Genomic DNA, 26435 nt, shown 5'->3' on the forward strand with positions numbered 1-26435 from the left:
TCATGCAACAGATTCGGATGCCCGAAAGTTTCGACAGCAAGTTCCGCTTCATATTGGTGGCCGCCGCCCGGGCCAAGCAATTGCTCAACGGCGCCCCCAGCAAACTGGAGCCCGCCCAGTCGCGCGGACACAAACCGCATACCATCGCCATCAAGGAAGTGGCCCAGGAATTGATCGAGTTCGAAATTCTGGAGGACGATGAGGAAGCCGCGGTCGAAGAGGCGGTGGTGGAAGAGGCCGCTGAGGAGGCCGCCGAGGAGAGCGGCGAAAAAGAATGAAGATCATCCTGGGCGTCACCGGCTGCATCGGGGCCTACAAGTCGGCCCTGATCCTGCGCCTTCTGCAGAAAGAGGGCGCGGAGATCTTTCCGGTGATGACCCGCTCTGCCCAGAAGTTCCTGGGCCCGCTGACGCTGGAGAAGCTTTCCGGGCACCGGGTGGCGGGCAGCTTGTGGGACGATTCTTCGGCCCACATCGAGCACATCGCCCTGGCCCGCCGCAGCGACCTGCTGCTGGTGGCTCCGGCCACCGCCAACAGCCTGGGCAAGTTCGCCCACGGCATCGCCGACGACTTTCTTTCCACCCTCTACCTTTCGACCCAGACGCCTGTGATTCTGGCGCCTGCCATGAACGTGGAGATGTGGAGGCACCCGGCCACCCGGCACAACCTGAGCGTCCTGCGGGAGCGGGGCGTGGAGATCATCGAGCCGGGATCAGGCTATCTGGCCTGCGGCGAAGTGGGAGAAGGGCGGCTGGCCGAACCTGAGGAAATCGTGCAAGCGGCGCTGAAGCGCCTGGGCGGCGACGGCTCGCTGAGGGGTAAGAAAGTGCTGGTCAGCGCCGGCCCTACGGTGGAAGACATCGACCCCGTGCGTTTCATCTCCAACAGGTCTTCGGGACGCATGGGCTATGCCGTGGCTGGCGAGGCCGCCCGCCGCTCGGCTATTGTGACGCTGGTTTCAGGTCCCACCTCCTTGCCCCAACCCGAGGGGGTGGAGCGTATCGAAGTCCGTTCGGCCCGTGACATGGCCCATGCCATGGCTGCTCATTCGGGCCAAAGCGACTTTGTGGTGATGGCCGCCGCCGTGGCCGATTTCACTCCCGCCCAGCCCAGCCGCCAGAAAATCAAGAAGTCCTCGCAGCCAGATCAGAGCAGCCTGCAACTGAAGCGGACCAGCGACATATTGGCTTCCCTGGCCGACGCCAAGAGACCGGGCCAGGTGATGGTGGGTTTCGCCGCCGAGTCCGAGGACCTGGAAGAGGAGGCCCGGCGCAAGCTGCGCGAGAAGAACCTGGACTGGATCGTGGCCAACGACATCCTCTCCCAGGACGCGGGCTTCGCTTCCCCAGACAACCGGGCCCTGCTGCTGGGCGCCGACGGCTCGCTGACCCGCTGGGAGCTGATGAGCAAAGAAGAAATGGCACGGCGCCTATGGGATGCCGTGACCCAGCCGCGCCCCCAGGCTCAGCCCCAGGCCACAGCGCAGGGCTAGTGCAGTGCGTCAGAAGTTTTGAGCCACCCTGTCGCGTTATTCCACGCTTTCAGCATTCGGACCCCTGCCGTCTTAAACCCAGGGTGGCGCCGCCGTCTCGCTACGCTGGCCGGGGCTGACCCTGGGCTAGCGAATCTGTCCCTGTCAGGGACAAGAACGGAGGGTCCCGGCTCAGAATGTATGACCGGCGGCACTAGGGCGGCGGGGAATCGTCCTTGCGAGTAAAGGGCACGAACCGAACCGCCCCGAGATCGGTCTTGACCAACTTCCCCTCCTTCTTGCGGTAAAGAAGCAGCGACTGGACTCCATAGGTGGGTCCTACGGGAATGATCAGACGTCCGCCCTCGGCCAGTTGCCCGGCCAGGGGCTGGGGCAGTTCTTCGGGGGCGGCGGTGACGATGATGGCGTCGAAGGGAGCTTCCTGCGGCCAGCCGGCGTAGCCGTCTCCGGCCCGCACGTGGACGTTTCCGTACTCCAGCCTGCTCAGAATTTGCTCAGCCTGACGGGCCAGTTCGGGGATGATCTCGATGGTAAACACCTCGGCTCCCATCTCGGCCAGCACGGCGGCCTGGTAACCGCTGCCCGTGCCGATTTCAAGGACCTTCTGTCCCTTCTTGATCTGCAGGTGCTGAGTCATCAGGGCTACGATGTAGGGCTGAGAGATGGTTTGCCCGTGCCCAATGGGCAGGGGTCCGTCGCGATAGGCCTGTCCGCGCAAGGGCTCGGGCAGGAAAAGATGGCGCGGCACGCGGCTCATGGCCCGCAGCACCGGCCGCGAGGTGATGTCGCGCGATGCCAACTGCTCTTCGACCATGGCCTGGCGCCGCCTCTCTTGTTCGCCTTCGCTGATCGAATCGGTCTGCAAGGCGGGTCCGCCGCAGGACCCAAAGGTAAGGGCGGCCAACAACAATAGAGAGAGATTCATAAGGCTCCTCACACTCATGATCTTAACAGGCTCGAGCATGGGACCGCCGTTTGCACCAAGCGACAACCGCATCCCAAGTGTAGGTGGGGTCGTGGTACTCGTGAGTTGGAGACCGGCGGTTGGGAGTTCGACCGCGGGTCGCTCAGGTGCGCCGGATCAGCATCAAGGTAATGTCGTCGTGCTGAGGCTGATCGCCGGCGAAGGCGTCCAGCGCCTGATAGACGCGTTCAAGAATGCTTTCGCAGGGCGATCGGGCCTGCTCGCGCAGGACCTCTTCGAAGCGCTCCTCACCGAATTCCTCCTCCTGGCTGTTGTGGGCCTCCACGACTCCGTCCGAGTAGAGGGCCAGCAGATCCCCCGGAGCCATCTCGAAGGAGGCGGAGCTAAAGGGGATGTTGGGAATCAGCCCCACCGGCGGACCCGTCGACTTCCAGTGCTCGCAAGACCCGTCAGCCTTGAGAAGGATGCCGTCGTTGTGTCCCGCGTTGACGCAGCGGACGCGAGAATCGGCGGGGTCGATCTGCACCAGAATGGCGGTGGCGTACTTGTTGCCGGGAGTGGTGGCATAGAGCAGTGCGCTGGTGCGGGTGACCAGTTCCACCAGCTCCAACTCGGTTGAGAGCAGGGCCCTCAAGGTGGCCTGGATGTTGGCCATGAGCAGCGAGGCGGGCACGCCTTTGCCGGATATGTCGGCCACGCAAAAGAGATAGGGCGACTCGGGATCGGGGTCTCCCAGAGGCAGGGCATCGTAGTAGTCTCCACCCACCTGGCGGGCAGGACGGCTGTAGGCGGCCGTCTCGAATCCCTTCAACTCGGGCAACGACTGGGGAAAGAGGTCTTGCTGAATGCCGGCCGCCACTCCCAGCTCCTGCTCCATCTTGCGCTTTTCCACCGTCTCGGTGAAGTGCCATCCGTTCTCGAAAGCCACCACCGACTGGCCCACCAATCCCGACCCGAACTCCAGGTCGGCCTGGTCATAGGGAAGGTTCCCCAGACGCGGCCCCAGCACCACGGCTCCCAGCAGTTCCTCCGAGGTGCGCAAAGGAAACACCGCTTCAGCTTGCAGGTCGGCGAGAACTTTGCGCAGCTTCGGGGAGGGCACATCGGAGGCCCGAACCGCGCGAGAAACATCCTGCAACCCCTCCTCAAGCAGTTCGAAGGGAGGAGGGTCCATGCCCCGCCTGCGCAGGATGGGAGGGTGGCCTTGTTTATGGGCCATGACAAAGTAGCGGCTGACGCCCCAGCGTCCGGCTAAGGTCAGGGCCAGAAGCCGGGCGACGTGCTCGGGATCGAGTGTCGAGGTCAGGCTCTGCACCATTTCCAGCAGGGTGCGCAAGTCCTGCACTCTGCGCTCCAGGTCCTTATTGAGACGGCGGGTCTCGGCATGGGAGCGGGCATTGCGGATGCCGGAAGCGGCGATGCCCAACAGGGCGTCGAGAAAAGCCTGCTCGGACTCGTCGACAGGCCGCAATCCCCTGGCCAACCCCACCACGCCGACCTGCTCGCCGTCGGCCTCGATTTCATGAAACTCGTCGATTCCGGCTTCTCGGGCCGCTCCTTCATCAAACGGATCGCCGCTCTGCAGCGAAGCGGCGCCGCGGACCAGCGCCAAGCGCAGCGTGCGGCCCTGAGAGACGGCTATCAGTCCTTTGCTGATCAGCCGGCGCCCCATGATGGTTCGCAGCAGATGCTTGAGCAGATGCTCCAGCTCCAGGGAGGCGTGCAGCAACTGCGCCGATTCCAGCAGGGATTCCAGTAGGGATGCGCTGAGAGAAGCCTTCATGGGCCCGGGTCCTGGGTTGAGCTATTTGACGAAATGCTTGATCAGCCGGATCTGGTTCTTCTCACCGGGCACGATGTCGTAGTGGACTTCGTCCATCAAGGTGCGGATCAGGGTCAGGCCCAATCCCCCGGTTTGTCTGCGGGCCGCCAACTCCTTCAGTTGCTGGGGTTCCACGCTGTCGGGATCGAAGCCGCGTCCCCGGTCTACGATGGAGATCTTCAACTGGGCGTCGTCGTAGGAAACCTCGATCAGAACCTCTTTGCTTTTGTCGTGACCATAGGCATGTTCGATCACATTGCTGCAGGCCTCATCCACAGCCAACTGAATCTTGGCCACCTCATCCTCGGCCATCCCGGCCTGCTTGCCGATGTTCTCCAAAAAGGCTCTGACCATGGCCAGGTTCTCGGTGGAGGATGGGAACTGGAGCAGAAACTTCTTTTGGATCGCGGCCATCTTCAGCCCTCCCACGTTGGCGATTCCTGGAATTTCTTCAAGGCCGCTTGGCGGTCGTCCTCGATATGGTAAAGCTGTTGAAAGCCCAGCAGTTCGAAGACTTGGCGGACCTTCGGAATCAGGCCGCAGATCTTGATGTCCCCCGATTGATCCCTGACCTCCTCCACGAATCCCATGAAGACGCCGAGCCCGGCCGAGGAAATGTAGTCGAGCTTGCGGCAGTCGACGATGATCTTGTATTTGCCTTTGGCGATCTCGTCCTCCAGGGCTTTCTCGAAGTCGGGGGCGGTGTGGGCATCCAGGTAGCCTTCAACTTGCAGGACCGCGATTTCTCCCTCGCTGCTTTTCTCGACGTGAAATGAATCGGCCATTCTTGCTCCCTAACCGGCTTGTTCCGAAAGCTCTTCAGTGTAAAGGATTTCCGCCTGCGAAGCGACCTGGGCGGAACCGGTCCTGCGCTCCTCACGGCGCAACACCACCAAAGTGACGTCGTCGCTGGCCGGATGGCTTGAGACGAAGCGCTTCACGTCTTCCAGGATGTGGTGCATGGATGCCGAGGCGCTCATGCCGTCGGTGTCGGCGATGCGTTGGCGCAGCCGTTCATCGCCGTACTCCTGGCGCCGCCGGTTCATGGCCTCAGGAATTCCGTCGGAGTAGAAGAAGAGTGCGTCGCCCGGTTCCAACTCGATTTCCTCGACCGCCAGGCTGCGGTCAAAGTAGTGGCTGTCGACCAGTCCCAGCCCCAGTCCGGAAGTGTTCAAAGTGACTGTTTCGTCGCGGCGGGCCCTCCTCCAGATGACGGGGTTGTGCCCGGCCCGGGCGCAGCGGGCGCGGCCGCTTTGCGGGTCGAGGGCCGCCAGCGCCAAGGTGACAAACCGGTTGCGCTGGACGCTTGCGAAATAATGCTGATTGACGCGCCTGACGATTTCGAACGGTTCGCTGCTCTGCTCGCTGACCGAGGTCAGCAATCCCTTGGTCAGCGTCATGTAGAGGGCCGCGCCGACGCCTTTGCCGGCGACATCGGCCACCGTCACGACCCAACGGCCTCCGGACAAGGGCAAGAAATCATAGAGGTCGCCTCCCACCTCGCGCGCCGGCTGACAAATTCCCGCCAACTGATAGCCCTTGATATGAGGCGGGTTCTCGGGAAGCATCATCTGCTGGGCCCGCTGAGCCACCGAGAACTCGGCCAAAAGCTTGTCGCGTTCGGCCCGCCTCTGGCGCTGCAGGCGTTGAGAGTCCGCCAGACGCCTGCGGGCTTCGCTGGAGAGGTCGACGGGACGGCCCAGACGGGCCACCAGCAAACCGCTCAGGGCCAAAGCCCCCAGGGCGGAAAGGGTCCACATTCCCTGCTCTTGCAGATGGGCGGAGGGCTGTCCCAGCAAGGCCGTTCCCTGGCGCACAGCGTAAGCCGAGAGAAAGACCGCCACAACGGAAAGCAATCCCAGGCGGTGATAGATCAGGTCAGCCGCCACTGCGATCAGCCCCCCGGCCAGCAAGGCCGCCGTCAGAGGCGCATTGACGGGCATGGAGGCCAGGCAGGCGATGGCCATCACAACCTGTGCGGAGCGTCTGATGAGGGGATGTTTGACAAAGGCCTCCATCAGCGAATACCAGAGCCCGTAAAGGAAGGCCACCCAACCCAGCCCGCGCACCTCCATCAGGTCAAAAGCGCCCGTCCACAGCATGGGCCCGGCCCAGCCTTCGACATTCGGGGGAGTCAGCATCGCCGAGGGCATCAGGGCCTTGGCGAGGTAGGGCAAAGCGGCCAAGGCGGGGCCCAGGACCACTCCGGCGAAAAGGGCCTCTCCCAGCGGTCGTGCCAGCCAGCGTCCGCGCAGAAACAGATCGGCCGACACCAAGGGCAAGGGCCGTTTTCGGATGCCCAACATGTAGGTGGGTCCCCACACGCAGAAGAGAAATCCGCCCGCCACGAAAATGATGCCCAGTCCCTGCTGCAATACGATTTCCCACAAGGCCTCTCCATCCACATATTGGGCGTCCAAGGCTCCAGAGGGATAGTAGGCAATCAGGTGGATGACGCCGACAAGCAAAAGGGCGCTGAGGATGGTTCGGTAGTGGATCTCGCGGTTGAGGCACCCGAGAAGAAGAAAGACCGCCCCCGCCAGGAAGAGCACGGTGGCCAGCAGCCCCACGGCAGCGGTGTAAAGTTCCACCCCCGAGTCAAAGTCATCCCGCAAACTCTCGAAGTCCTCCGAGAAATCGATTCCGACGCCTCCTTCCAAGGCTTCCTCGGCGCCGACCGTGACCTCCACCTCGAGACGCCCCGGCTCACCTTCCTGCTCGGGGGCCGTCCAGCGGAAGCGAAAACCCCCGCGGCGCGAGGCGGGAGGTTCTTCAAGCTCAAGATCGGCGCTGCTGAGCCCCGCCAGAAGATACTCCAAGGTCTGGCGGGCTAGGCTGCGAACCTCGGGCGACACCGCGGGAGGCTCCTCGTCCTCCTGCCGGGATTCTTCGGATCCGTCGACTTCGACGTCGACGCCGCCACCCGAATCGGCGCTGATGCCGATGGAACCGCCTTCGTCGCTCTTTTCTGGAGTGGGGCGGGTCAGCCTGAAGAGGCGCAACTCACCGTTGGGGGCCAGGTTCATCTCAAAGAAGTCTTGGGAGTCGGGATCGTCCAGACGTACCTCGTACTGCAGGGGATGGATGTAGCGGGCCAGCTCGTGGTTGCCGTGGCGGCGCTGGAAGAGCCGGCCCGACTCGCTGTCGAAGACCGACGATGACGCCGTCCAGGAACCGGCCTCGATGCCCAGTTGGGCCGCCGTCTCGTAAGCCCGCTGGATGGCCTGACGGCGGTCGATGGAAACCTGCCACTGCAGCGCCGACTCATAGCGGGCAAAAAGCAGCCCATAAAGGGCGACTCCGGCCAGCGCCGCCAGCGTGATCCAGCCCAGACGCTTCATGCCACCTCCTCTTCGGCGTAGGGCTGAACGCTGCCCTGCTCCCGTCGCTCGAAGTGAAGAATGACCGACGACAGGTCGTCCTCGACGCCGTTCATCTTGGCCTTTCGGGCCTTGACCTTGAGAGCGCCCAGCAGGGCCTCCTGAATCTCCTCGGCGCTGTCATCGCCGCGCGAGACGAGAAAGCTGCGAATCCATTCTTCGGCCATCCCGCTTTGAGAAGCCTCAAGGACTTCCGCGATGCCGTCGGTGAAGCAGCAGATCTTCTCGCCCGGGCGCAGGTCGAAGGTCCCATGGCGGATGGTGAGCGGCGAGTGCTCTCCCGGCAAGCGCAGCCGCGATGCCGTTTCGGGAACCTCGAGGCTGGAGGCGGAGCGGCAGCGCAGGAGGCGCGGATAGTCCCCGTAGCGGGCGAAATCAAAGCGTCCCGCGCTGGAGTCGACCACGGCGTAGAGGATGCCCATCTCGCCACCTTCCAGATAGGGGTGCAGTCCGGGAAGCACCCGCCGCAGCACTTCGGAGGCAGAGAGCGACTCGTCGCGGAGAGGCAGCAACAGCCCCTTGGCATAAGCGATGGAAAGAGCTGATGAGAGCCCGCGTCCGCCCCCTTCGGCCAACAGGATGCCCAGGCGGTTGCCGGCCCGCAAGAAGAAATCGTAGAAGTCGCCTCCCACCGTCCTGGCCGGCTGGCAGGCGGCGGCCACACCCACGCCCGGCAAAGAGGGCGTCTGGCGGGGGGCCAGGGCCAACTGGGCTTCGCGGGCGGCTTCCTTTTCTGCCTGCATGGCCTGTCTCTGTTCGGCGTGGCGGGCGTAGAGAGGACGGACCTCATCCTGGCTGAGGACGCGCCCCCGAAAAGCGAAATAGCCCTCAATCAGCAGTGTCAGAGCAATCAGGACAGCCGACACGGTGGTGATCCCGGAAGTGAAGTCAGTCCCGCTGCCAACGATGATCAAGGAGCGCAGGAAGGAATAGGTCGCTGCGGCTACGGCCGCCGTCAGCAAATCGGTGGTGTGCCACAAAAAGACCAGCACAGCGGCCAAGAGCAGAGTCGTCAACCAGCCGGCGGGAACCGGATGGACCAGCAATCCCATCAGAAGCGATCCAGTTACGGCCATGAGGCCGAAGGCGATGCGCCGCAGCCGCTCGGAGCGAAACTTTGAGCTGATGGAAATGGGCAGCAGCAAGGTGGTGACCATAAGAGGCAAGGTTGAAACCCAGGGCGAGACGAAGGTGAAGAGCCAGGGCATGCGAGAGAAAAAGAGCGTCACCATGTGCTCGATCGATTCGCCCAGTTGGGGGGCGCCCCAGAAGGCGCTCTGAAGCAAAGTCGCTCCTAGCAGCAGCCAGGCCCCGCAGGCGAAGCCCCAGAGATAGGCCAGCGCCACGTTGCGGGAGAAGAAACGTCCTGTCACCAAAGCGTCCCAAGAAGTCAATTTGCCGGCGTGTCGCTCCCGCACATCTCCTTCGCCCGCCGCCCAGGCGCCACCCACCAGCAGACCGAACAAGCCATAGGAAAGGACGGTGCCGGGCACAATGATCCACATCAGCCACCAGGGCGCTTCCACCACAGCCATGCCGATGGTGTCGAAGATGTTGAGCAGCACGATGGCCACATAGCAGACGGCAAGGATGGCGGCGATCGTCAAGGCCCTGGCATGCGACAGCTCCTTCTGCTGAGCCCTGCGCGCATAGCGGACGGCGGCGTAGAAGGCCATGATGACGACCATGATCCAAAAGAGTCCCCAAGAGACGGCCGAATGCCACCTGTAGGCCTGCAGGTTGGCCTCCACGAACTCTTCCTTCAGCGACCCCTCCACCACGTCGCCGACGACTTCCCCCTCCCACACTTCAATGTCCACTTCCAGGATGAACTCAGGAGCGGGTTGAGGGGATGCCTTCCACACATAGCGGCGATGGCTGCGGGCCCCGCGGCGGACGGTCGACGTCTCGGGTTCTCCCCAGTCACCCACCAGCGCCCCCAGTTGGCGCTCTTGAAGAGCCTGTCGAGCGGCTTGCAGGTCGGCTTGCGGAGAGGAATCGGACGGGGAAGCAGAATTGGCGTCCCGCACAAGAAAGCCCAAGGGATTTCCCCGTGGACTCCAGTAGGACTCGAATATCCCGACGGCTCCGTCTTCCTCGGGTCGGTGTTGCAGCACCCGGATGCGAGCCTCCGGCGCAATCCGGCGCAACTCGGTCCGCCAAGGGGCGTCATCCAGGCGATAGTAGTGATGCAGATCCTGATCGCCCGTCGCCGCTGAGAAGGTGGTCCATTCGGAGGTATCGAGTCCTTTCCCGGCCGCCAGCGTTTGAGCCAGCCGAATCGATTCTCCGTAATCGACGGTGAAGGTGAAGTCTTGAGCCTCGGCAATTCGATACTGCAGCCAGATACCGCCCGCTAAAGCCAAGGGCGCTCCCAACAGCAAAACCGCCCAGACCCGGGAGGCGGTCGATGAAATTCCCCGAGGTAAAATCGCCACAGCGCTTCTTTCTACGGTCCCAGCCGCCGATTCATTCTCAAGAATGGTAGCTTTGGGGGGTCTCACGGTCAATAACGGCCGCGAGGGCGGGAAGAAAGCAGGCCTTGAAGGTGTCTAAATCAAAGCTGCCCGACCGAGAAGTCCCGCACTGACGGGATTTAGGGAAGGAGTATTCGGCCAGGCAGCTTTTGCTCTCACCCTAAAGCATAATATGACAACCACTAGGCGGTCAATCGAATTGTAAAGGCATGTTGACTTGGCAACAGTTTCTTCACCCGTCAGCACCTTCGAGCAAACGGTGCGGATGACAAGAAACTTGATTGGCCGTCAGCCCCGCCGGCGAGGCACAATACGAGATCTTTGGGTAGACTTTTCGGCAACCTGGTAAGAGCCTTTTGGAGGAAGAACATTGAAGAAACGACTCGCCCTGCTCATCGTGCTGCTCTGGACGGCCGTCCTGTCGGCCCAGCAACCTGCAACATCGTCCCTTGAGGAATGGTTTGAAGCCGCCCGACAAGGAGATACCGAAACACTCAGCCGCCTCCTGGACAAGGGCGTCGATGTGAACTCCACCACGCGCTACAACTCGACGGCTCTGCATTTCGCGGCCGACAAAGGGCACTTGGAGGCCGTCCGCCTGCTGCTGGAAAGAGGCGCCGATCCCAACGTCACCGACAGCTTCTACAGCACCACGCCGCTGACCTGGGCGCTCAGCAAGGGGCACCGGGAGGTCGCGCTTTTGCTGATCGACAGCAAAGCCGAGAACGTGGCCATGGCGCTCACCTTCGGCATTCGCGGCAGCAACAAGGCGCTGGTCGAGGCGGCCTTGAAAAGCGGCAAGCTGAAACCCTCTGAGATCCGCGGGGGGATGGCCGCCGCCGAACGAGGAAAGAACGACGAAATCATCGAGTTGCTGCGCGCCGCGGCCGAAGAACTGCCCCCGCTGGAATCCTATCCCGTCGACGCCGAAAAGCTGCACAGCTACGCGGGAAGCTACACGGCGGAAGCCGGCGGCACCACGATAGAAGTGTCGGCCGGCGACGGCGTCCTCATCGCCCGGCCTCCGGGACAGCCTCCGCTGACGCTGCGTCCGGTGGCGGAAGACCGCTTCCAGGGCGTGGAGATGACAGGGATCGAGGCGACCTTCTTCGGTCGGGCCGGCATGGTGGAAGGAGTCAATGTCCTTCAAGGCTCCAACCGGATGACCTTGCGCCGCAGCGACCTGGCCGAGGAGGACACGGCCGAAAGTTCCCCGGCAGAGGAAGAAACGGATGACGCCCCCATGGAGGACGATGATTCCGGCCAGCAGCCGGTCGTCCGCGACGAGGCGCGTCCCTGGCCTTCCTTTCGCGGGCCGGGAGCGTCGGGCGTCGCCGACGGCCAGGGAGTTCCCTTGCAGTGGAGCGTTAAAGACGACCGGAACATTCTCTGGAAGACACCGGTGGATGGAATCGCCAACTCCAGCCCCGTCATCTGGGGCGACCGGGTCTTCGTCACCACGGCAGTCAGCACCTCGGGCGATGCGACTTTTCGAACCGGACTCTACGGCGACGTGGAATCGGTCGATGACCTCTCCGTTCACACCTGGAAAGTCCTTTGTCTCGATCTCAAGACGGGCGACAAGATATGGGAACGGGTCGCCGCTGAGGGGCCTCCCAAAGGCAAGCGCCACCTCAAGTCTTCTCAGGCCAATCCCAGCCCCGCCACCGATGGCAAGCACGTGGCCGCCGTCTTCCCCTCCGAGGGACTCTACGTCTACGATATGGAGGGTCAACTGCTGTGGAAGAAAGACCTGGGGCTAATGGACAGCGGCTGGTTCTATGACCGCAGCTATCAGTGGGGCTTCGCCTCCTCGCCGATCATCTACAAAGACCGGGTCATCGTGCAGGTGGACGTCCACGACCAGAGCTATGTGGCCGCCTACAGACTCTCCGACGGCAAGCAGCTTTGGCGCACCGATCGCGACGAGATCCCTACCTGGAGCACTCCCACCATCTCCACCCTGGGCGAGCGCGACGAACTGATCACCAACGGCACCACCATCCGCGCCTACAACCCCGACAACGGCGAACTGTTGTGGAGCCTGGGACCCAACTCCGAGATCATCGTAGGGACTCCGGTCGTTGGCCAGGAGATGGTCTATGTCACGGCCGGCTATCCGCCGGTGCGTCCGATCTACGCCGTACGGGCCGGCGCCGAGGGCGACCTGACGCTGCCCGAGGACGCCGATTCAAGCAAGGATGTGGCCTGGAGTTACGACCGCGGCGGAACCTACATGCCGACCCCTCTCTACTACCGGGGACTGCTCTACCTGACCGCCAACAACGGACGCCTGACCTGCTACGACGCCCAAAGCGGCGAACGCATTTACCGGGCCAGGGTGAGCGTGGGCGGCAGCTTCAGCGCCTCTCCCATCGCCGCCGACGGCCGTCTCTACTTCTCCGCCGAAGATGGGACCGTGACGGTGGCCCGTGCGGGACGCAAGTACCGGGAACTGGCCGTCAACGACGTGGGCGGAACGCTGATGTCGACTCCGGCCGTCTCCGACGGAATCATGGTCTTCCGCACCCTCAAGCACGTGATCGCCGTGGCTGAGCAACCCGCTTCGGATTCTTCCTCGCGCTGACGCTTGATGGGGACGCCGCCGGGGCTCCAACCTAACGGGCCCCGGCGATTTCCAGCAGGTCGTTGATGACGCCGTAGGCGGTATCGTCCAAGGTGGGCGCCTGCTGGGTGATGAGGATGGGGCCCATGCAGTCGGTTTCAAGACGCAGGAGTCCGCCCGGTCCCGGAACCCGCGCCATGGGATCGTCGGCCTCAAGCCGCCGCAGCCTCACCTCGCCCGCCACTCGGTCGCGACGGCGCCGCAGCCGCGAAACCAGGCGCAGCCGCTCTCCCCGGCGGCGGATTTCCCTCGCCCTCTGGCCCATGGACGCGTCTAACACCTCGCGCCTCACCGAGCGCGGATGCAGGTCGACACCCATCAAGGCATTGGCCAGCACGGCCATCTTGCAGGCCGCGTCCCAGCCCTGCAGATCGTGAGAGGCGTCTGCCTCTGCGAAGCCCGAGCGACGAGCCTCCCCAAGCGCCTCCTCCAGCGAGGCGCCTTCTTCCATGGCGCAGAGAATGAAATTGGTGGTGGAGTTGAGGATTCCGCTCACACCTTCGATTCGGCAGCCGCGCAAGCCGCAGCGGGCCAGACTGAAGACCGGCGCTCCGTCCATGACCGTAGATTCGAAGCGCAAAAAGCGTCCCCGACGCCGGGCCAGGCGCAGCAAGTCCGCTCCCTGAAAAGCCATGGGCCCCTTGTTGGCGGTAACCGCATGGCGGCCCGCCGACAGAGCTGCCCGCACATAATCGGCCGCGGGACGCCCCTCCTCCTCGATGCAAAGCGTGGTCAACTCCACCAGCACCTGATAGTCGGCATGAGCGATTGCCTGGAATGGGTCCTGCCGCCGGCCGGAATCGAGCAGGCGGCCCTGTGACAGGGCGGCCAGCACCTCCTCGACGGGCTCCGGATGCTGAGGAAGCCGATATCCATGGTTGGCCGTGAAGATGCCGGCGATCTCTACTCGAGGTGCGAGCAGGCTCTCCCGGTCAGCCCTCCCTTCAGCCAGCATCTCGAGCATGCGGCGGGCTACCCGCCCCAAACCGAGCAAGAGAATCTTCATGGCCTCCAGAAGACCACGAAAGGGCGTTCGGGGTCCACAAAAGGAAGTGCAGACAGGCTTGCTAACACTCATAGGTTGAGGGAAAGAGTTTAGGAAGGAAACCTGTCTGCGCAGGTAGAGTAGCTTCCCTGTCCCGCCTATTTCAGTTGGAAAACGAACACAAGAACCGCGATTCCCATTGAATTAAAATACTCGTTAGCAAGACGGGTCATTTGCAATGCAATTCAAAAATTGGAACTTCCCTGACCTGGCTGCATCCAATCATTCAGGATGTCATTCGACTGGCGGGACTTGCACGCGAGCATTGAGGAATCTTTTCAAATCTGGCTGGATGAGACGGAAGCCCGGCAGGCCGTCACCCTGGGCGATCTGCACCAGGTGGTCTTCCGGGCTTCTCAAAGCGTGCGCCTGCACTGTTTTTTTCGGCTGCGCCAGGGATTGATGGAACTGGCGGGGATTCCCAGGAGACACCTGCAAGCCTCCTCATCCCTGGAACGGCTGCTCCCGGATGAGGGGCGGCGGCGCCTTTGGAGCCGCCTGGGACGACGCCTGGGAGGCCACTTGCCCAACCTCACCCGGCCTCAATGGCTGGGAGGTATGTTGCGTTCCTTCGCTGTGCTCGTTGTGGCCGCCCTGGGTGCCTGGCTGCTGGGAGTCTTGCCTCCCGGCAGAGCCCTGGGAATGGCCATCGGTTTCTCCTTGGTTCTGAGCGTGGGTTACTGGCTGACCAGACCGCTGGCGCTGCATTTGCCGGAGGACTGCAGGACTTTGAGTTCGCTGGGGCAAACGGCCCTGCGCCTCAACTTCCGCATTCTGGCGCGCAGCCGGCCCAGCCTCAGCGAAGGCGAAGCCTGGGAGATGCTCAGAAACCTGGTCAGCAAGGAAGCGGGCATCCACCCCGAACGCCTGTCCGGCAGTTTTCCCCTCAGCCGCTTGGCGGCTTGAGAAGCCCCATGCCCCGAAAATCGGCTGCCTCAGGAGGAGTTGCGCAGCTCTTCCAGCTTGATGCGCAAGGAGGGGATGTCTTGCAGGGTAATGGCTCCGATGGCGTCAAGCACTTGGGCGTAGGCGGCGGCACCCCGCCCTCCGACGGTAATCTGCACCGAGGCCGGCAGGCTGCGCCGCAACTTCTTCAGTTGCTGGCGTACCTTGGGCGAGTCGGGAGGATAGACCAGGCTCAAAGCCACCAAGCGGGCTCCCGTGCGCTGAGCCGCCGCGGCGATCTCCTCGGCGGGCAAATCAGGACCCAGGTAGACCACCTTCCATCCTTGTGAAGCGGCTGTCAACGAAGCCACCAGCGCCCCCAATTCGTGACCCTGTCCCTGAGGGGTCGAGGCCACCATTACCGGGGCCTCCTCAGGAGGATCGAACTCGGACAGCACACCGCCCAGGAAAGTCCGCATCACGGCCGAGGCCGGGTGCTCGTGGGCGATCTTGATGCTGCCGTCCTGCCACAGCCGTCCCACCTCGCGCAAGAGCGGGAGCACCACCTCGTCGACCAGCACCGGTTGGCTGAGAGCCACCGCCGCCCGCTGCAAGGCCGTCTCCAGCTTGCGGGCGTCAATGGCGTTGACCGCCTCGATGCAAGTTTCCAGACACTCCTCGGGACCGATGCTGCCGTCTGCCGCCAGGGAGGCCACCACGGGCGGCCCGCTGCGCGCCTCAGCCTCGACCAGGGAAATCAGGCGGGAGGTGGGGAGGTTGGCAATCTGACCGATGCTGTGCCCGGCCCTGGTGGCGCGATGGAGAAGCTGCAGACGCTGGATGTCCTGATCGCTGTAGAGGCGGCGGTTCGATTCCGTCCGCTCAGGCACCACCGCTTGATAGCGCCGCTCCCAGACACGGATGACGTGGGGCGTAAGACCTGTGCGGCGTGAGACGACTTTCATCGGATAGTGGGCCTGACCCTTCATCGGGGGAGAATAGCCCAAGTGTATAACTTACGTCAACATTTTGTTAGACACAGAGCGGATTGCGCTCGGCGCCATGGTGCGCACCGGCTCGCACAGAGGATATCGCGGGACTGGCCAAGGAAAAGCCAAGCCGGTGATTTTTATTTAGACATTTTTTAGACAAAAACTTGACAACAGCCGATCCGATCCGCTATACTCCCTACTGTTCGGTACAGCGGGCTTTTCACAAGCCACTCGGAAGCGGTTTCGCGAGTGGGGCTGGATGAGAAAAGAGAGGGTCTCATCCATGCCGAGCCCGCTTGCTCTGAGGACCCTAGCCCGTGTCAGGCTGACAACCGTCGGTCTGATGCGGGCTAGTTCCCAACCTGAGGGCCGGTCCCACGCCCCTCTCGCCGGGCGCGACATTCATCCCGGCATCCAAGGCCTTCAGCTCTCGATATTTTGGTTTGACCCTTTGAGGAGACAAGATGACTAGCAAGAAACTGATCACACTTCTTTCCATGGCTATTTTGACCCTGGGCCTGAGCGTGGCCGTGTCGGCTTCCGACCACCCCAAGCAGGACGTGGTTGATATCGCCGCTTCCAACTCCGACTTCAGCACCCTGGTGGCAGCCGTCAAGGCCGCCGGACTGGTCGATACGCTCAAAGGCGACGGTCCTTTCACGGTCTTCGCCCCCACCAACGCGGCTTTCGAAAAGTTGCCCCAAGGCACTGTGGAAATGCTGCTCAAGCCCGAGAACAAGGAGAAGCTGATCTCCATCCTCACCTATCACGTGGTGCCCGGAAAGGTGACGGCCTCCCAGGTGGTTACCTTGAGCAACGCCAAGACCGTCAATGGAGGGGAAATCGACATCCAGGTTTCCAACGGCTCCGTCATGGTCGACAAGGCCAAGGTCGTCAAAACTGACATCATGGCTTCCAATGGCGTCATCCACGTCATCGACTCGGTCATCTTGCCTCAGAACTGAGGAAGCGAATCTTCAGTTCCAACCAGCCCGCTGCCTAGAAAAGGCGGGCTCGAGTCGGAGGGGGCGGCTGCAAGGGCCGCCCCCTTTTTTTGTCTTCACTTACCCAGGAAGGACCGCCGCAGAGGTTTTTGTTAGAATCAGGAGGTGATCTTAGAAATGGTTTGGCCGAACGCCGAGCCTTTTCTCCGTTATCGGGCAGCCACAAAGGAAATGACCGACAGAAAAGCCATTTCAGAGCAATTGGGGGTCTTTTCCACCTACTTGCGGGACCGCGGGCTCAAGATGACTCGGCAAAGAGAGGTGGTCGTCACCGCGTTCCTCAAGGAGGAGGGGCATCTCAGCGCCGACGAGCTCTTCACCATCGTGCGCAAGGTGGACTCCAAGATCGGCTTGGCCACCGTTTTCCGCACCCTGAAGACTCTGACCGATTGCGGGCTGGCCCGGGAGATCGACTTGGGCGATGGGCGGGCGCGCTTTGAACACGATTACAAACAGCCCCATCACCACCACCTGATCTGCGAAAAGTGTCAGACCGCCATCGAGTTCTCCAGTCCCGAGTTCGAGCGCCTGCAAGAAAAGATCATCTCTCAGTACGAGTTCAAGCCGACACGCCACAAGCTGCAGATCTTCGGGGTGTGCAAGCGCTGCCAGGAAGAGGAAGGGGTCAAGCCGCAGGTCTATGATTCGGACTTGGTGTTCGCCCGCGACGCCCTGCGCATCGCCATGGCCACCGAGGAGCGCGGAATCAACTTTTACAGCACGGCCGCCGAGGTTGTGAGCGATGAGGCCACACGCAGCGCTTTTTTGGAGATGCTGGAAGAGGAAAAGAGCCATCTGAGGGGGCTGGAAAAAGAGTGGGACAAGCTGGTCCGCCAACACAAGGACGTCTTGCAGGCTCCCGTCTTTCTCCATTTCGACTTTGACGCCCTCGACGACATCTTCCCTTCCCGCCACAACGCCAAGAAGAAACTGGACCGCGAAATGACCTCCCAAGAGGCGCTGAAGATCGCCATGGACATGGAGATGGAGGCCCACAACTTCTTCAAGCAGTACGCCGAGCGCTTCAACGATACCCGGGGACGGGACATCTTCGTCAAGTTCGCGGACGAAGAGCAGGAACACTACGACATCATCAAGCAGGAATACGAGCGGCTGAAGGCGACCGCCTGAAGCACCCGGGCCAAGCGTGGCCGGCGCTTCAGAGCCTCAAGCGCAGTCGAGGGTCTGGTAGCAGCGGCCGATGACACCCCTGGTGGAGGACTAGCCCGGCAGAGGGCTTTTGAGGATGGCGTCGATGAGCTATCCTGAGGTGGTGAATAAGCCTGCCCACCGACACTTCGACAATTGGATACGAACCACCTTCTCGGCCCTCAACACGGAAATCGAGGAAGGGGAGAAGCGGCGCCGGGAAGCCGGCAATCCGCCGGGAGATGCCCCCGATCAGCAAGGCATCGACCGTGTCCGCCGGCGCATCCGCAAGGACGGCCGGCGCCACGTGCTGGACGTCCTCAACGAGACGCCCTTGCTGGCTTCTTTTGAAGAGCGCCTGGAGGTGCTGGGCAACGTGGGGATGCTGATCGCCTCCTGCACCCGTCACGGCCTCAACGAGCCCGCCCAAGGACAGTCCCCGCTGGTGGAAGAATCGCGCCTGGCATTGCAGTTGGGCGCCTCGCTAGGTGTGGCACCCCGGCTCATACTGGCGCCCTATGCGACCCATAACAAGGCCCGCCGGGGCGTGTTCAAGAGTTTTACCCGCTATGAGGACGAGCGCACCTTCATCTACTACAACACGCAGGGGATCTTCGAATACGAGCGGGCTTCGGAGGCCCTGGAGAAGATCTGCGCGCTGGGGATCTCCAATCCTATCGCACTGGAGTTTTTCGCCGAAGCCGAGGCGGCGCTGAGCAAGGCTCATGAGATCAACGACAAGCTCTATGAGAGCATCGACGTCGACACCTTCTTTTACGGCATCCGGCCTTACTACAAGACTTCGATCGTCGGAAACCGCAGCTACCGGGGCGTCAACGCCGGAGATTTCGCCGGCATCAACCAGATCGACCTGCTCTTGGGTCTGTGCAGCGCAGACGATCCCTTCTATCTCAATCTGCTGGTGGAGAAAACACCTTTCGTGCTGCCCCATGAGCAAGAAGCGCTGAGGCGCTGCATGATCCAGCGCAGCCTGCTGGACGAGTTTCTGGAGGCAGGGCTGGAGTCGTCCCAGGACGAGTGGTTTCAAAAGGGCGCCCGGGCTTTTCTGAAAGTCTGCCAAGCTCACGGACGCGCGGCAGCGGCTCATCACAACAAACTGGTCAAGAAGTTCATCGAGCGTCCCGCAGAGGGCCTGGACAAAGAAGAGTTGGACGACCTGACCGCTTCCGGCCCGCCCTTGCCGGCGCTGCTCAACATGTTGGAAAAGCTGCGCGACCTGCGTTTGGGCAAGCAGCGCTCCGATATCCGCTCCCGCCACGGGGACCTGGAGTTGCTCAAAAGCAAGCTCTATGATCCGGTCGCGTAGGCTTGTCCGAGACGGGCCCGGGCCGGGGCCGCAACCGCCAAAGTCGAAGCCGCCGTCAGCACCAGCAGAATCCATAGGACGTCGGCCAACAGGAGGTGGACGAGTTGGATCCACACCGGAGCCTGCAGGAAGACGTTTACGACTCCCACCAGCAGTTGAAAGTGATAGACGACCATCATCGACCGGCCCCACAAGCGGGTCTGAGGATCGCTGGAGGTTGAGGCGCAGATTCGGGCCGTGACCATGATGAGCAGCAGCAGCGCCAGCGCCAGCATGGGGTGGACGAAACGCAGCAGGACCAGAGAGGCCACCACCGGAGAATCCTGCGGGTCCACATTGGAGTTGAGCACCAGCGTGTCGCCCAGCGCGGTGACGGCTCCGCTGGCTCCCAGCAGCAACACCGAGACCATGGCGACCGCCAGCAGCAAACCCACGCGTCCCTGGCCGCGCAGGCGCACCTGGCCGCCGCCGGAAGCCCACCAGGCGGTAAGCGTCATGGCGGCCAGCAAGAAGAAGGTGTTGACCAGATGGAAGGCCATGGTGATGACGCGGGCTATGGAATCGTTGTCCGCCACCCATTCAAACTTGACGATGCCGGCGCCTATCAAGGCCTCGGCGATGACGAACAGCAGGCTCCAGAGGGCGCCTTTCCGTAGCGGATGGGCGGAAGGAAAACGCCGAAAGGCCCAGATCAGCAGGCCCACGACCAGAAAACCCAGCAATCCGCTGCTGAGACGATGGGTGTATTCGATGAGGGTTTCCAGGGCCGGGGCCCGGGGTATGACCTCTCCGTTGCAGGTAGGCCAGTGGCTGCCGCATCCGGCTCCCGACCCGGTAGCCCGCACGAAGGCGCCCCACAGAATAACCAGAATGGTGTAGGCCAGCACTCCCCAGCAGTACTTGGCGAAGCGGTCCAGCTTCATGACTCCATCATCTTAGCCGAGAACGCCTTCTTGAGCGATGAATTCGGCCAAGTCGGCGGGTTCGACGACGGGGCGCTGTTGGGAGTCCGGTCCCAGATTGAGGACGACACCGTCGGCTCCCACGGCGCGGGCGGCGCGGGCCAGCGGCAGGACGTCCTGCGGGGTCGAGACGGCTCCCATGGGATTGACGATCACGGGCAGGTGGGTACGTTCTTTGAGAGCCAGCACCGCCCCTAGATCGAGGGTCTCCCGGTTGGAGGCCTCAAAGGTGCGTATCCCCCGCTCGCAAAGCAGCACGTGCTGGTTGCCCTCGGCCAGGATCTCCTGAGCCGAGGCGGTCAGCTCGTCCAAAGTGGAGTTGATGCCCCTCTCCAGCAGCACAGGCTTGGCCAGGCGCCCCAACAGGCGCAGCAGAGGATAATTCTGCATATTGCGTCCGCCCACGATGAGCAGGTCGCAGCAATGGGCCAGAGCCTCGACCTGCTCGGCCGCTTCGACCTCGCAGCCCACCGGCATGCGCAGTTCGCGTCCCAGGCGGGAAAGGATCTGCGCCCCCTGGGTGACCAGGTCGAGTCCGTGGTCGCCTTGGGCCGCCAGGTATTCGCCTCCCAGCAGGACGCGGGCTCCGGCGGCCTCGGCGGCTTCGGCGACGGGACGCAGTTCCCCGGGGGAGGAGAAAGAGCGCGGCCCCGCCAGGACAGCGAAGGATCCGCCCCCGATCTCGACCGCGCCCACCGCGACCACGGCGGCCTCGCGCGGGGAGGATGGCTGGGGCGACTTCCGGCCGGAACTTCGCCGCAGGGCCCTTCGGCGCGAATCGGCGTCGCGCGACTCCGACAGATAAGGCACGCCGGAGCGTGCGTCCACCTTGGGATAACAGCCCAGAACGCGCAGCAGGCGGGCCCTCTTGCGCACTTCGTCGAGGGCCCGGCTGGTCTCCTCGTCGTCGATATTGCCCTCCACGTCAAGGTAAAACTGATATTGCCAGGGCGATCCCTGGCGGGGACGCGATTCCAGCTTGGTCATGTTGAGGCCGTGGTCGCGAAGGGCCGTCAAACAGGCCACCAGAGCCCCTTCCCGGTGATCGGTGACCAGCACCAAGGAAGTTTTGGCGGGAATGCGCTTGTCCACCGAGACACTCTGCCGCGAAACGACCCAAAAGCGCGTGTAGTTCTCGGGATGATCAGAAATCCCCTCGCGCAACACCTGCAATCCGTAGCGCCGCGCCGCCTGACGGCTGGCGATGGCGGCTTGGCGAGGATCCTCGTCCTCCCTGACCTTGCGCACCGCCTCGGCGGTGTCGATGTAGGACTCGTTGGCGGCGTTGGGCAGGCCGCGCAGAAAGGTCTTGCATTGCTCCAGCGCCACGGGGTGCGAGAGCACCCGAGCGATCTCTTCCAGCGGCACCTCGCGCAAGCCCAGCAAACAGTGTTCAATGCGCAACACCTCTTCGCCGATGACGCTGTAGCGGCTGTCGGCCAGCAGTTCGTAGACGTCGTGAATGCTTCCGAAAAGGGTGTTTTCGATGGGCAGCAGGGCCAGGTCGACGCGTCCCTCTTCCAGCGCCTCCAGGGTCTCCCGAAAGCCGGTGAAGCCCACGGCTTCCACCTTTTTGCCGAAGTGGTTGTGCAGCGCTTGCCAGGAATAGGCTCCCGGAGCCCCTTGAAAGGCCACCCGGGCTACCCGCCGCAAGTCAGGGTTGTGGCGTTCCTGTACGCGGCGGGTCTGCAGTTCGCGCGAATGGCTGATGACGGCCCGCAGGACGCGTTCCACCAACTTGGGATCGAGACGGCGCTGTCCGCCGTGGTCGGCCATCTTGTTGAGCAGGGATTTCTCCCGCTCCAGATCGAAAAGCTCCAGACCCTGGGCCTCTTTCTGGCGCAGGATGTGGTCCACCACTTCCATGCGGCGGGCCAGAGCCTCGATCAGGTCGCGGTCGGCTTCGTCGATGCGTTGGCGAAGGGCTTGCAGTTCGTCCATGGGCTGATCATCGTGTCCCTAGGGTGTAGAAAAAGTCAAGCCAAAAGTGGAAAGGCCGTTTAAGGGCCGCATTCCGAGGCCTGGATCTCCTCCGGGTTGAGGGGCGGCTGAATCAGCCACTGGGGCATGGCCGAGGGGCAGCGGCCCCGGATGTCCTCGATGCTCTCAATCTGTTCGGGCGGATAGTAGACCATACGTCGGCGCTCTTCTTCCTGCGTCGTCACCTGCTGATACACCCATCGGCGGTAGGCCTTCAGCCCCGGGCCGCAACCTCGGGAAATGGCTTGAAGATCAGCCCAACGCTCAAAGCGCCGGTGGGCGGTGGGCTTGAGGAAGATGGCCAAGACCCCCCAAATCTGGAAGAAGTTGCGGCGCCGGTAGTCGAGGCTGTGAGCCAGCTCGTGGCAGAGAATGCCGCGCACCCCCTCCCAGGGCGGCAAGGTTTCCTGACGGAAGACCTGCAAGTTGATTCCCAGCCGATAGATGCGGTTGCGCCGGAGCAGAGGCTCCTTGAAGGAGAAGAAGCTGCTGAAGTAGGTGTTTTCGGAGGTGATCGGATGAATGACGAAGCGCTTACCGGACAGTTCGGGGAAGGCCTCGCGGAGGAGTTCTTCAACGATCTGCCTGCTGCGCCGCACAAAAGGATCGGTGAGAAATTCGGCCTGCCGGCGGGCGGACTCGTAGGCAGAGCGCAGAGCGATCAGTTGGCGCGTCAACTCGACCCGCTGAGCCGTATTGAACTCGTTCTCGACGCGAAAATGCAGTCTCTGCACTTGCTGGTGCAGACGACGCATCCGCTCGACAGCCCCTCGGGCATCGGCAGGGTCATGGACCTGCAATCCGCTGCCCGCCGGGAGTCCGCCCAGCAGCATCCAGCAGCAAAGCGAAAAATGGCGAAGAAAACGGCACCGCCTTGACGTCACCTTGCCAGTATAACCGCTTGCTTTGCCAGGGCCACTAGGTGGCCAACAAGTTCACACACGAATCAAATTTCAGCGACCGCGCTGAAGGCCCAATTGCTCTCGGCGCCATGAGGCTGCTCGCTACGGTTCGTCGGCCAGGTTGGCGGACAATATTCCCTTTAATTTGGCCTGCCCTTCGGGGTCCGCCTTGCTCACGACGAAGGCCACCGCAAAGCCAACCGCGAAGGAGGGCGCCATCTCTTCGGCCAAGTTGAAATAGGGTCCGACAACGGGCAGCAAGGGAGCCACGAACTTGAAAAAGGGAATGGAGAGAAATCCCGCCACCATGGCCGCCGCTGCACCTCTGGCGGTCAGGCCGCTCCAGAAAAGGGAGAGGATGATGGTGGGACAAAAAGTGGCCGCGATGCCCGACCAGCCGAAGATGACAAACCAGAATATGGGCTGGCGTCCCGTCAAGAGAGCGATGGCGAGTGCTACCGCAAGAGCTGCAAAGGCCAGAACGACCGTGAGGTTGCGGCTCATTCCCACCAGCTTGTTGTCGGGAAGAGAGGGATTGAAGATCTTCTGGTAGTAATCGCGCACGGCGGCGCTGGAAGCCACCACCAACAGGGAGTCGATAGTGGACATGATGGCCGAGAGAACGATGGCGATGTAGATTCCGGCCACAAAGGGGTGCATCAAGAACTCCACCAGTTCCGGCAACACCTCCTGGCCTCCGGCCCCCAGGTCGCCGCTCAGCACAGCTCGTCCCACCACTCCCACCAGGACGGCCCCGGAGTCGGCCAGCAAGGTCCAGACGATGGCTACGAAGGCCCCCTTGGGGATGTCGCGGCGGGAACGAAGGGCGATGAAGCGGACGAAGACCTGAGGGGAGCCCATGAACCCCAGACCGATGCCCAGCAAGCCGATGATGGAAGCCACGTTGATGAGCGTCCAGCCTCCTCCCCCGAGAAAATCGAGATGGTTGGGATAGGCCTGGCCCAACGCGTCGATGACCTGGCCCACGCCTCCCAGGTACCAGACGCCGACCAGGGGCAGCAATACCAGTCCGCAGACCATCAGCAGTCCTTGGAAGACGTCCGACCACACCACGGCGATGAATCCGCCCCTGGTGATGTAGAGCAGGACCACGGCGAAGCCGAAGAGGGCGCCGGCATAATAGTTCCAGTCGAGGAAGAAATTGAAGGCCTCTCCGGTGGAGTGGATTTGGGCGCTGACATAGATGGGAACGAAAAAGAGCAAGGTTCCCGCCGAAAGCGCCCTGAGAGTGTGGCCGGCATCGTCGCCGAAACGGGATTCCAGGTAATCGGGGACGGTGAGGGAATCGAAGCGCAGGGTGAGGCTCTTGAAGCGGTCGCTGAGCAGCAGCCAGGCGACGGCCACTCCCAGCACTTCGCCCAGCACAACCCAGAATCCCTTGATGCCCTCGGCGGCTCCCAGACCGGTCAGACCCAGCAAGAGCCAGGCGGACTCGCCGGTGGCGCGGGCCGAGAAGGAGGCGGCCCAGAAGCCTTGGCGCCGGCCTCCGGCGAAATAGTCGGCCATGGAGCGCGTACGGCGCGAGGCCAGCACGCCGATGAAGAGCAGGGTGGCGACGTAGAGCAGAATCGCTAGGAGCTGGTAGTCCATCAATGGGCGACTTTAGCGCCCCGGCCTCGCACTGGCAAGAACCCGTCCGGCCGTGTCAGGCGCAGCGCAGCGTCCGCAGGGGGTCGGTGCCAGAGGCTCTCCAGCCGGGAAGAGAGTTGAGCTGGCGAGGGAATACCTGTCACAATAGAATGGCCATGAAGCGCCATGCCGGACTGATTCCACTCTCTCACGATCACCATGACGGACTCGTCATCGCGCAGCGTCTGCTGCAGGGCGCCTCCAAGTCTCCGCAGGTGAGTTGGCCCTCTCGACCGCAAGAGCAACGAGACCGCGTCCTCGACTTCTACCGTGACCATCTCAGGCATCACTTTGCAGCCGAGGAGGAGATCGTCTTCCCGCTGGCCCGCCGCCACCTTGCTGCCGAATCCGAACTGGTGGGCCGCCTCGAACAAGAGCATCGGCAACTGCGGCGCGGCCTGGAGGAGATGAAAGAGCAGACCAGCGGACTTGGACCAGCGCTCAAGCAATGGGCTGGACTGCTGCGGGATCACATCCGCAGCGAAGAGCGAGAGCTTTTCCAACTCATGCAAAGCCATGTTCCGGAAGATGAACTGGCGGCCTGCAGAGGCCAGGTGGAAGCTCTTTACGCTCGCCGCGGACGTTCCCAGGAATCCTGCCCGCTTTGATTTTTTGAAACGAACCCGCCCCGCCGGTATCTTTGAAGGGTGAAATGAAGTTCACTATCGCCTCTTGTCTTATCGTCATCTCCCTACTCCTGGTTTCAGCCGCATGGGCGGCCCAGCAGAATGGCGTCCCCGCGGCGCCCTACGATCTGCAGGCCAGCACCCGCTACGAGGGCGGTACGGCTGTGGCGGTCCTGCGGTGGCGCGACCGCGCCGACAACGAACTGGGATTCGAGATCCTGCGTTCCGACGACGCCGGCAAGAACTACAAGGTAGTGGGATTGGTGGGAGCCAATACGACCCGTTACGAAAACAAGGTCGGCAAGTACGTCTCGGGCGCCTTTCAGTTCAAGGTGAGGGCCTTTAACGACGCCGGCAAGAGCGAGCCCTCAAACATGGTCAGCGTCTGGTTTTGAGGCGCAGGCCCAAGCGGGATCCCCTCCCCGGCGCTTTTGGCTCAGGCTGCTTCGATGAAGGATAACAGGTCCGGCGTAGGTTGCAGCGAGTCGACCGCCAAGTCGGCCCCCGTCTCCTGCAACTCGACTCGCGAGTAATTCCCTGTGGCCACGGCGATCGTGCGGGCTCCGGCCTTGCGGCCGTGCTCGATGTCGTTGGGAGTATCTCCGATGACGATCACCGATTGAGCCCGAATCCCGTACAGTTCTTCGCCTCGCCGCACGGCCGCCCTGACCATCTGATGGCGGTCCTCGGCATCGCACCCGAATCCCCCGAAGGGAAAAAAGGAATGCAGCCCCGCGCTGCGCAGCTTCAACTCGGCGCAAGGGCGAATGTTGCCGGTGGCGATTCCGGTCCTGACCCTGCCCCCGTCGCGAAGGCGCAGAATGAGGTGGTAGGCTTGCCAGAAGACCGTCAATCCGCAGTGGCCGACAAGTTCGTCATCGAAGTGGCGGAGATAGACCCTGAAAAAGGACCGCAGGGCTTCCGCCTGCGGCATGTCCAGTCCACCGTTGCGGCTGAGCGCTTCTCGTACGATTTGGGAGTCGGTCTTGCCGTCCGGGCGGATGTCCCTCATGGCTTCGGTCAGGCCGAATACCTCCTGCAAAGCCCGGTTCAAGGCCCTCGTTCCAGCCCCGTCCGTGGTCATCAGAGTACCGTCGATGTCGAAGAGGATGAGGCGCATGCATCCAGTATAGGACTAATGCTATTTCCCGGCGACAGGAAGGGGAGTCACTGGTTTGAAGTCGATTATTC

22 protein-coding genes are annotated in these 26435 nt (G+C 62.6%); 9 read left to right on the forward strand and 13 right to left on the reverse strand.

Annotated features, from left to right (window positions below):
- Positions 1 to 2 precede the first annotated feature (2 nt).
- A complete protein-coding gene (gene rpoZ, locus VLU25_10895; GenBank protein ID HSR68440.1) occupies positions 3 to 278 on the forward strand; it encodes a DNA-directed RNA polymerase subunit omega in 276 nt (91 codons plus the stop codon).
- Positions 275 to 1492, forward strand: a complete 1218-nt coding sequence (gene coaBC, locus VLU25_10900) for a bifunctional phosphopantothenoylcysteine decarboxylase/phosphopantothenate--cysteine ligase CoaBC (protein ID HSR68441.1) — start codon at positions 275 to 277, stop codon at positions 1490 to 1492. The genes rpoZ and coaBC overlap by 4 nt, the downstream gene beginning before the upstream one ends.
- 193 nt (positions 1493 to 1685) lie before the next feature.
- On the opposite strand, the gene VLU25_10905 is transcribed toward coaBC, so the two are convergent.
- The 6 genes from VLU25_10905 to VLU25_10930 form a co-directional block, all read right to left on the reverse strand.
- Entirely contained in the window at positions 1686 to 2417 is a 732-nt protein-coding gene (locus VLU25_10905; protein ID HSR68442.1) for a protein-L-isoaspartate(D-aspartate) O-methyltransferase, read from the reverse strand.
- Positions 2418 to 2559: 142 nt separating this feature from the next.
- Complete coding sequence (locus VLU25_10910; protein ID HSR68443.1) at positions 2560 to 4200, reverse strand: PP2C family protein-serine/threonine phosphatase; 1641 nt, start codon at positions 4198 to 4200, stop codon at positions 2560 to 2562.
- 21 nt (positions 4201 to 4221) lie between these two features.
- On the reverse strand, positions 4222 to 4653 hold the full coding sequence (locus VLU25_10915) for an ATP-binding protein (protein HSR68444.1): 432 nt from the start codon (positions 4651 to 4653) through the stop codon (positions 4222 to 4224).
- Positions 4654 to 4655: 2 nt separating this feature from the next.
- Complete coding sequence (locus VLU25_10920) at positions 4656 to 5024, reverse strand: STAS domain-containing protein (GenBank protein HSR68445.1); 369 nt, start codon at positions 5022 to 5024, stop codon at positions 4656 to 4658.
- 9 nt (positions 5025 to 5033) lie between these two features.
- Positions 5034 to 7580, reverse strand: coding sequence for a PP2C family protein-serine/threonine phosphatase (locus tag VLU25_10925; protein ID HSR68446.1), 2547 nt, complete (start codon positions 7578 to 7580; stop codon positions 5034 to 5036).
- Entirely contained in the window at positions 7577 to 10057 is a 2481-nt protein-coding gene (locus tag VLU25_10930) for a SpoIIE family protein phosphatase (GenBank protein ID HSR68447.1), read from the reverse strand. The genes VLU25_10925 and VLU25_10930 overlap by 4 nt, the downstream gene beginning before the upstream one ends.
- 409 nt (positions 10058 to 10466) lie before the next feature.
- Here VLU25_10930 and VLU25_10935 point away from each other — a divergent pair, with 409 nt between their 5' ends.
- On the forward strand, positions 10467 to 12683 hold the full coding sequence (locus VLU25_10935; GenBank protein ID HSR68448.1) for a PQQ-binding-like beta-propeller repeat protein: 2217 nt from the start codon (positions 10467 to 10469) through the stop codon (positions 12681 to 12683).
- Positions 12684 to 12714: 31 nt separating this feature from the next.
- On the opposite strand, the gene VLU25_10940 is transcribed toward VLU25_10935, so the two are convergent.
- Positions 12715 to 13728: a homoserine dehydrogenase gene (locus VLU25_10940; GenBank protein HSR68449.1), complete on the reverse strand. Its 1014-nt coding sequence runs from the start codon at positions 13726 to 13728 to the stop codon at positions 12715 to 12717.
- Positions 13729 to 14019: 291 nt separating this feature from the next.
- Between VLU25_10940 and VLU25_10945 the strand changes: the two genes are divergently transcribed.
- Positions 14020 to 14673 carry a hypothetical protein gene (locus VLU25_10945; GenBank protein ID HSR68450.1) on the forward strand — a complete coding sequence of 218 codons (654 nt, stop codon included), beginning with the start codon at positions 14020 to 14022 and terminating at the stop codon, positions 14671 to 14673.
- 29 nt (positions 14674 to 14702) lie between these two features.
- Here VLU25_10945 and VLU25_10950 read toward each other — a convergent pair whose 3' ends face one another.
- Positions 14703 to 15617 carry a MerR family transcriptional regulator gene (locus VLU25_10950; protein ID HSR68451.1) on the reverse strand — a complete coding sequence of 305 codons (915 nt, stop codon included), beginning with the start codon at positions 15615 to 15617 and terminating at the stop codon, positions 14703 to 14705.
- 524 nt (positions 15618 to 16141) lie between these two features.
- Here VLU25_10950 and VLU25_10955 point away from each other — a divergent pair.
- The 3 genes from VLU25_10955 to VLU25_10965 all read left to right on the forward strand — a co-directional run bounded on the left by VLU25_10955 (position 16142) and on the right by VLU25_10965 (position 19124).
- Entirely contained in the window at positions 16142 to 16609 is a 468-nt protein-coding gene (locus tag VLU25_10955; protein HSR68452.1) for a fasciclin domain-containing protein, read from the forward strand.
- Positions 16610 to 16819: 210 nt separating this feature from the next.
- A complete protein-coding gene (locus VLU25_10960) occupies positions 16820 to 17779 on the forward strand; it encodes a transcriptional repressor (GenBank protein ID HSR68453.1) in 960 nt (319 codons plus the stop codon).
- 124 nt (positions 17780 to 17903) lie between these two features.
- Positions 17904 to 19124, forward strand: a complete 1221-nt coding sequence (locus VLU25_10965) for a monodechloroaminopyrrolnitrin synthase PrnB family protein (GenBank protein HSR68454.1) — start codon at positions 17904 to 17906, stop codon at positions 19122 to 19124.
- On the opposite strand, the gene VLU25_10970 is transcribed toward VLU25_10965, so the two are convergent.
- The 4 genes from VLU25_10970 to VLU25_10985 all read right to left on the reverse strand — a co-directional run bounded on the left by VLU25_10970 (position 19106) and on the right by VLU25_10985 (position 24579).
- The gene (locus tag VLU25_10970; protein ID HSR68455.1) at positions 19106 to 20047 is read right to left on the reverse strand and encodes a COX15/CtaA family protein; all 942 of its coding nucleotides are present in this window, start codon (positions 20045 to 20047) and stop codon (positions 19106 to 19108) included. The genes VLU25_10965 and VLU25_10970 overlap by 19 nt on opposite strands.
- A gap of 12 nt (positions 20048 to 20059) precedes the next feature.
- Positions 20060 to 22027 (reverse strand): prephenate dehydratase domain-containing protein, encoded by a 1968-nt coding sequence (locus VLU25_10975; GenBank protein ID HSR68456.1) that lies wholly within the window; start codon positions 22025 to 22027, stop codon positions 20060 to 20062.
- A gap of 59 nt (positions 22028 to 22086) precedes the next feature.
- Complete coding sequence (locus VLU25_10980; protein HSR68457.1) at positions 22087 to 22950, reverse strand: hypothetical protein; 864 nt, start codon at positions 22948 to 22950, stop codon at positions 22087 to 22089.
- Positions 22951 to 23070: 120 nt separating this feature from the next.
- Positions 23071 to 24579: a sodium/proline symporter gene (locus tag VLU25_10985; GenBank protein HSR68458.1), complete on the reverse strand. Its 1509-nt coding sequence runs from the start codon at positions 24577 to 24579 to the stop codon at positions 23071 to 23073.
- Between the two features lie 155 nt (positions 24580 to 24734).
- Between VLU25_10985 and VLU25_10990 the strand changes: the two genes are divergently transcribed.
- Together VLU25_10990 and VLU25_10995 are read left to right on the forward strand one after the other, a co-directional pair.
- Positions 24735 to 25226 (forward strand): hemerythrin domain-containing protein, encoded by a 492-nt coding sequence (locus tag VLU25_10990; GenBank protein HSR68459.1) that lies wholly within the window; start codon positions 24735 to 24737, stop codon positions 25224 to 25226.
- Between the two features lie 44 nt (positions 25227 to 25270).
- Positions 25271 to 25639 (forward strand): fibronectin type III domain-containing protein, encoded by a 369-nt coding sequence (locus tag VLU25_10995; GenBank protein ID HSR68460.1) that lies wholly within the window; start codon positions 25271 to 25273, stop codon positions 25637 to 25639.
- A gap of 41 nt (positions 25640 to 25680) precedes the next feature.
- Here the strand turns inward: VLU25_10995 and VLU25_11000 are convergent, their stop codons facing one another.
- On the reverse strand, positions 25681 to 26364 hold the full coding sequence (locus VLU25_11000) for an HAD family hydrolase (GenBank protein HSR68461.1): 684 nt from the start codon (positions 26362 to 26364) through the stop codon (positions 25681 to 25683).
- Positions 26365 to 26435: the final 71 nt, after the last annotated feature.

This window comes from Acidobacteriota bacterium (genome assembly GCA_035471785.1).
GTDB lineage: Bacteria > Acidobacteriota > UBA6911 > RPQK01 > DATIPO01 > JANQFM01.

Excerpts from the sequence above, each read along its gene's own strand:
- rpoZ (HSR68440.1), top strand. The coding sequence starts at position 3 with ATGCAACAGATTCGGATGCCCGAAAGTTTCGACAGCAAGTTCCGCTTC.
- coaBC (HSR68441.1), top strand. The coding sequence starts at position 275 with ATGAAGATCATCCTGGGCGTCACCGGCTGCATCGGGGCCTACAAGTCG.
- VLU25_10905 (HSR68442.1), bottom strand. The coding sequence starts at position 2,417 with ATGAATCTCTCTCTATTGTTGTTGGCCGCCCTTACCTTTGGGTCCTGC.
- VLU25_10910 (HSR68443.1), bottom strand. The coding sequence starts at position 4,200 with ATGAAGGCTTCTCTCAGCGCATCCCTACTGGAATCCCTGCTGGAATCG.
- VLU25_10915 (HSR68444.1), bottom strand. The coding sequence starts at position 4,653 with ATGGCCGCGATCCAAAAGAAGTTTCTGCTCCAGTTCCCATCCTCCACC.
- VLU25_10920 (HSR68445.1), bottom strand. The coding sequence starts at position 5,024 with ATGGCCGATTCATTTCACGTCGAGAAAAGCAGCGAGGGAGAAATCGCG.
- VLU25_10925 (HSR68446.1), bottom strand. The coding sequence starts at position 7,580 with ATGAAGCGTCTGGGCTGGATCACGCTGGCGGCGCTGGCCGGAGTCGCC.
- VLU25_10940 (HSR68449.1), bottom strand. The coding sequence starts at position 13,728 with ATGAAGATTCTCTTGCTCGGTTTGGGGCGGGTAGCCCGCCGCATGCTC.
- VLU25_10950 (HSR68451.1), bottom strand. The coding sequence starts at position 15,617 with ATGAAAGTCGTCTCACGCCGCACAGGTCTTACGCCCCACGTCATCCGT.
- VLU25_10955 (HSR68452.1), top strand. The coding sequence starts at position 16,142 with ATGGCTATTTTGACCCTGGGCCTGAGCGTGGCCGTGTCGGCTTCCGAC.
- VLU25_10960 (HSR68453.1), top strand. The coding sequence starts at position 16,820 with ATGACCGACAGAAAAGCCATTTCAGAGCAATTGGGGGTCTTTTCCACC.
- VLU25_10965 (HSR68454.1), top strand. The coding sequence starts at position 17,904 with ATGAGCTATCCTGAGGTGGTGAATAAGCCTGCCCACCGACACTTCGAC.
- VLU25_10970 (HSR68455.1), bottom strand. The coding sequence starts at position 20,047 with ATGAAGCTGGACCGCTTCGCCAAGTACTGCTGGGGAGTGCTGGCCTAC.
- VLU25_10975 (HSR68456.1), bottom strand. The coding sequence starts at position 22,027 with ATGGACGAACTGCAAGCCCTTCGCCAACGCATCGACGAAGCCGACCGC.
- VLU25_10985 (HSR68458.1), bottom strand. The coding sequence starts at position 24,579 with ATGGACTACCAGCTCCTAGCGATTCTGCTCTACGTCGCCACCCTGCTC.
- VLU25_10990 (HSR68459.1), top strand. The coding sequence starts at position 24,735 with ATGAAGCGCCATGCCGGACTGATTCCACTCTCTCACGATCACCATGAC.
- VLU25_10995 (HSR68460.1), top strand. The coding sequence starts at position 25,271 with ATGAAGTTCACTATCGCCTCTTGTCTTATCGTCATCTCCCTACTCCTG.
- VLU25_11000 (HSR68461.1), bottom strand. The coding sequence starts at position 26,364 with ATGCGCCTCATCCTCTTCGACATCGACGGTACTCTGATGACCACGGAC.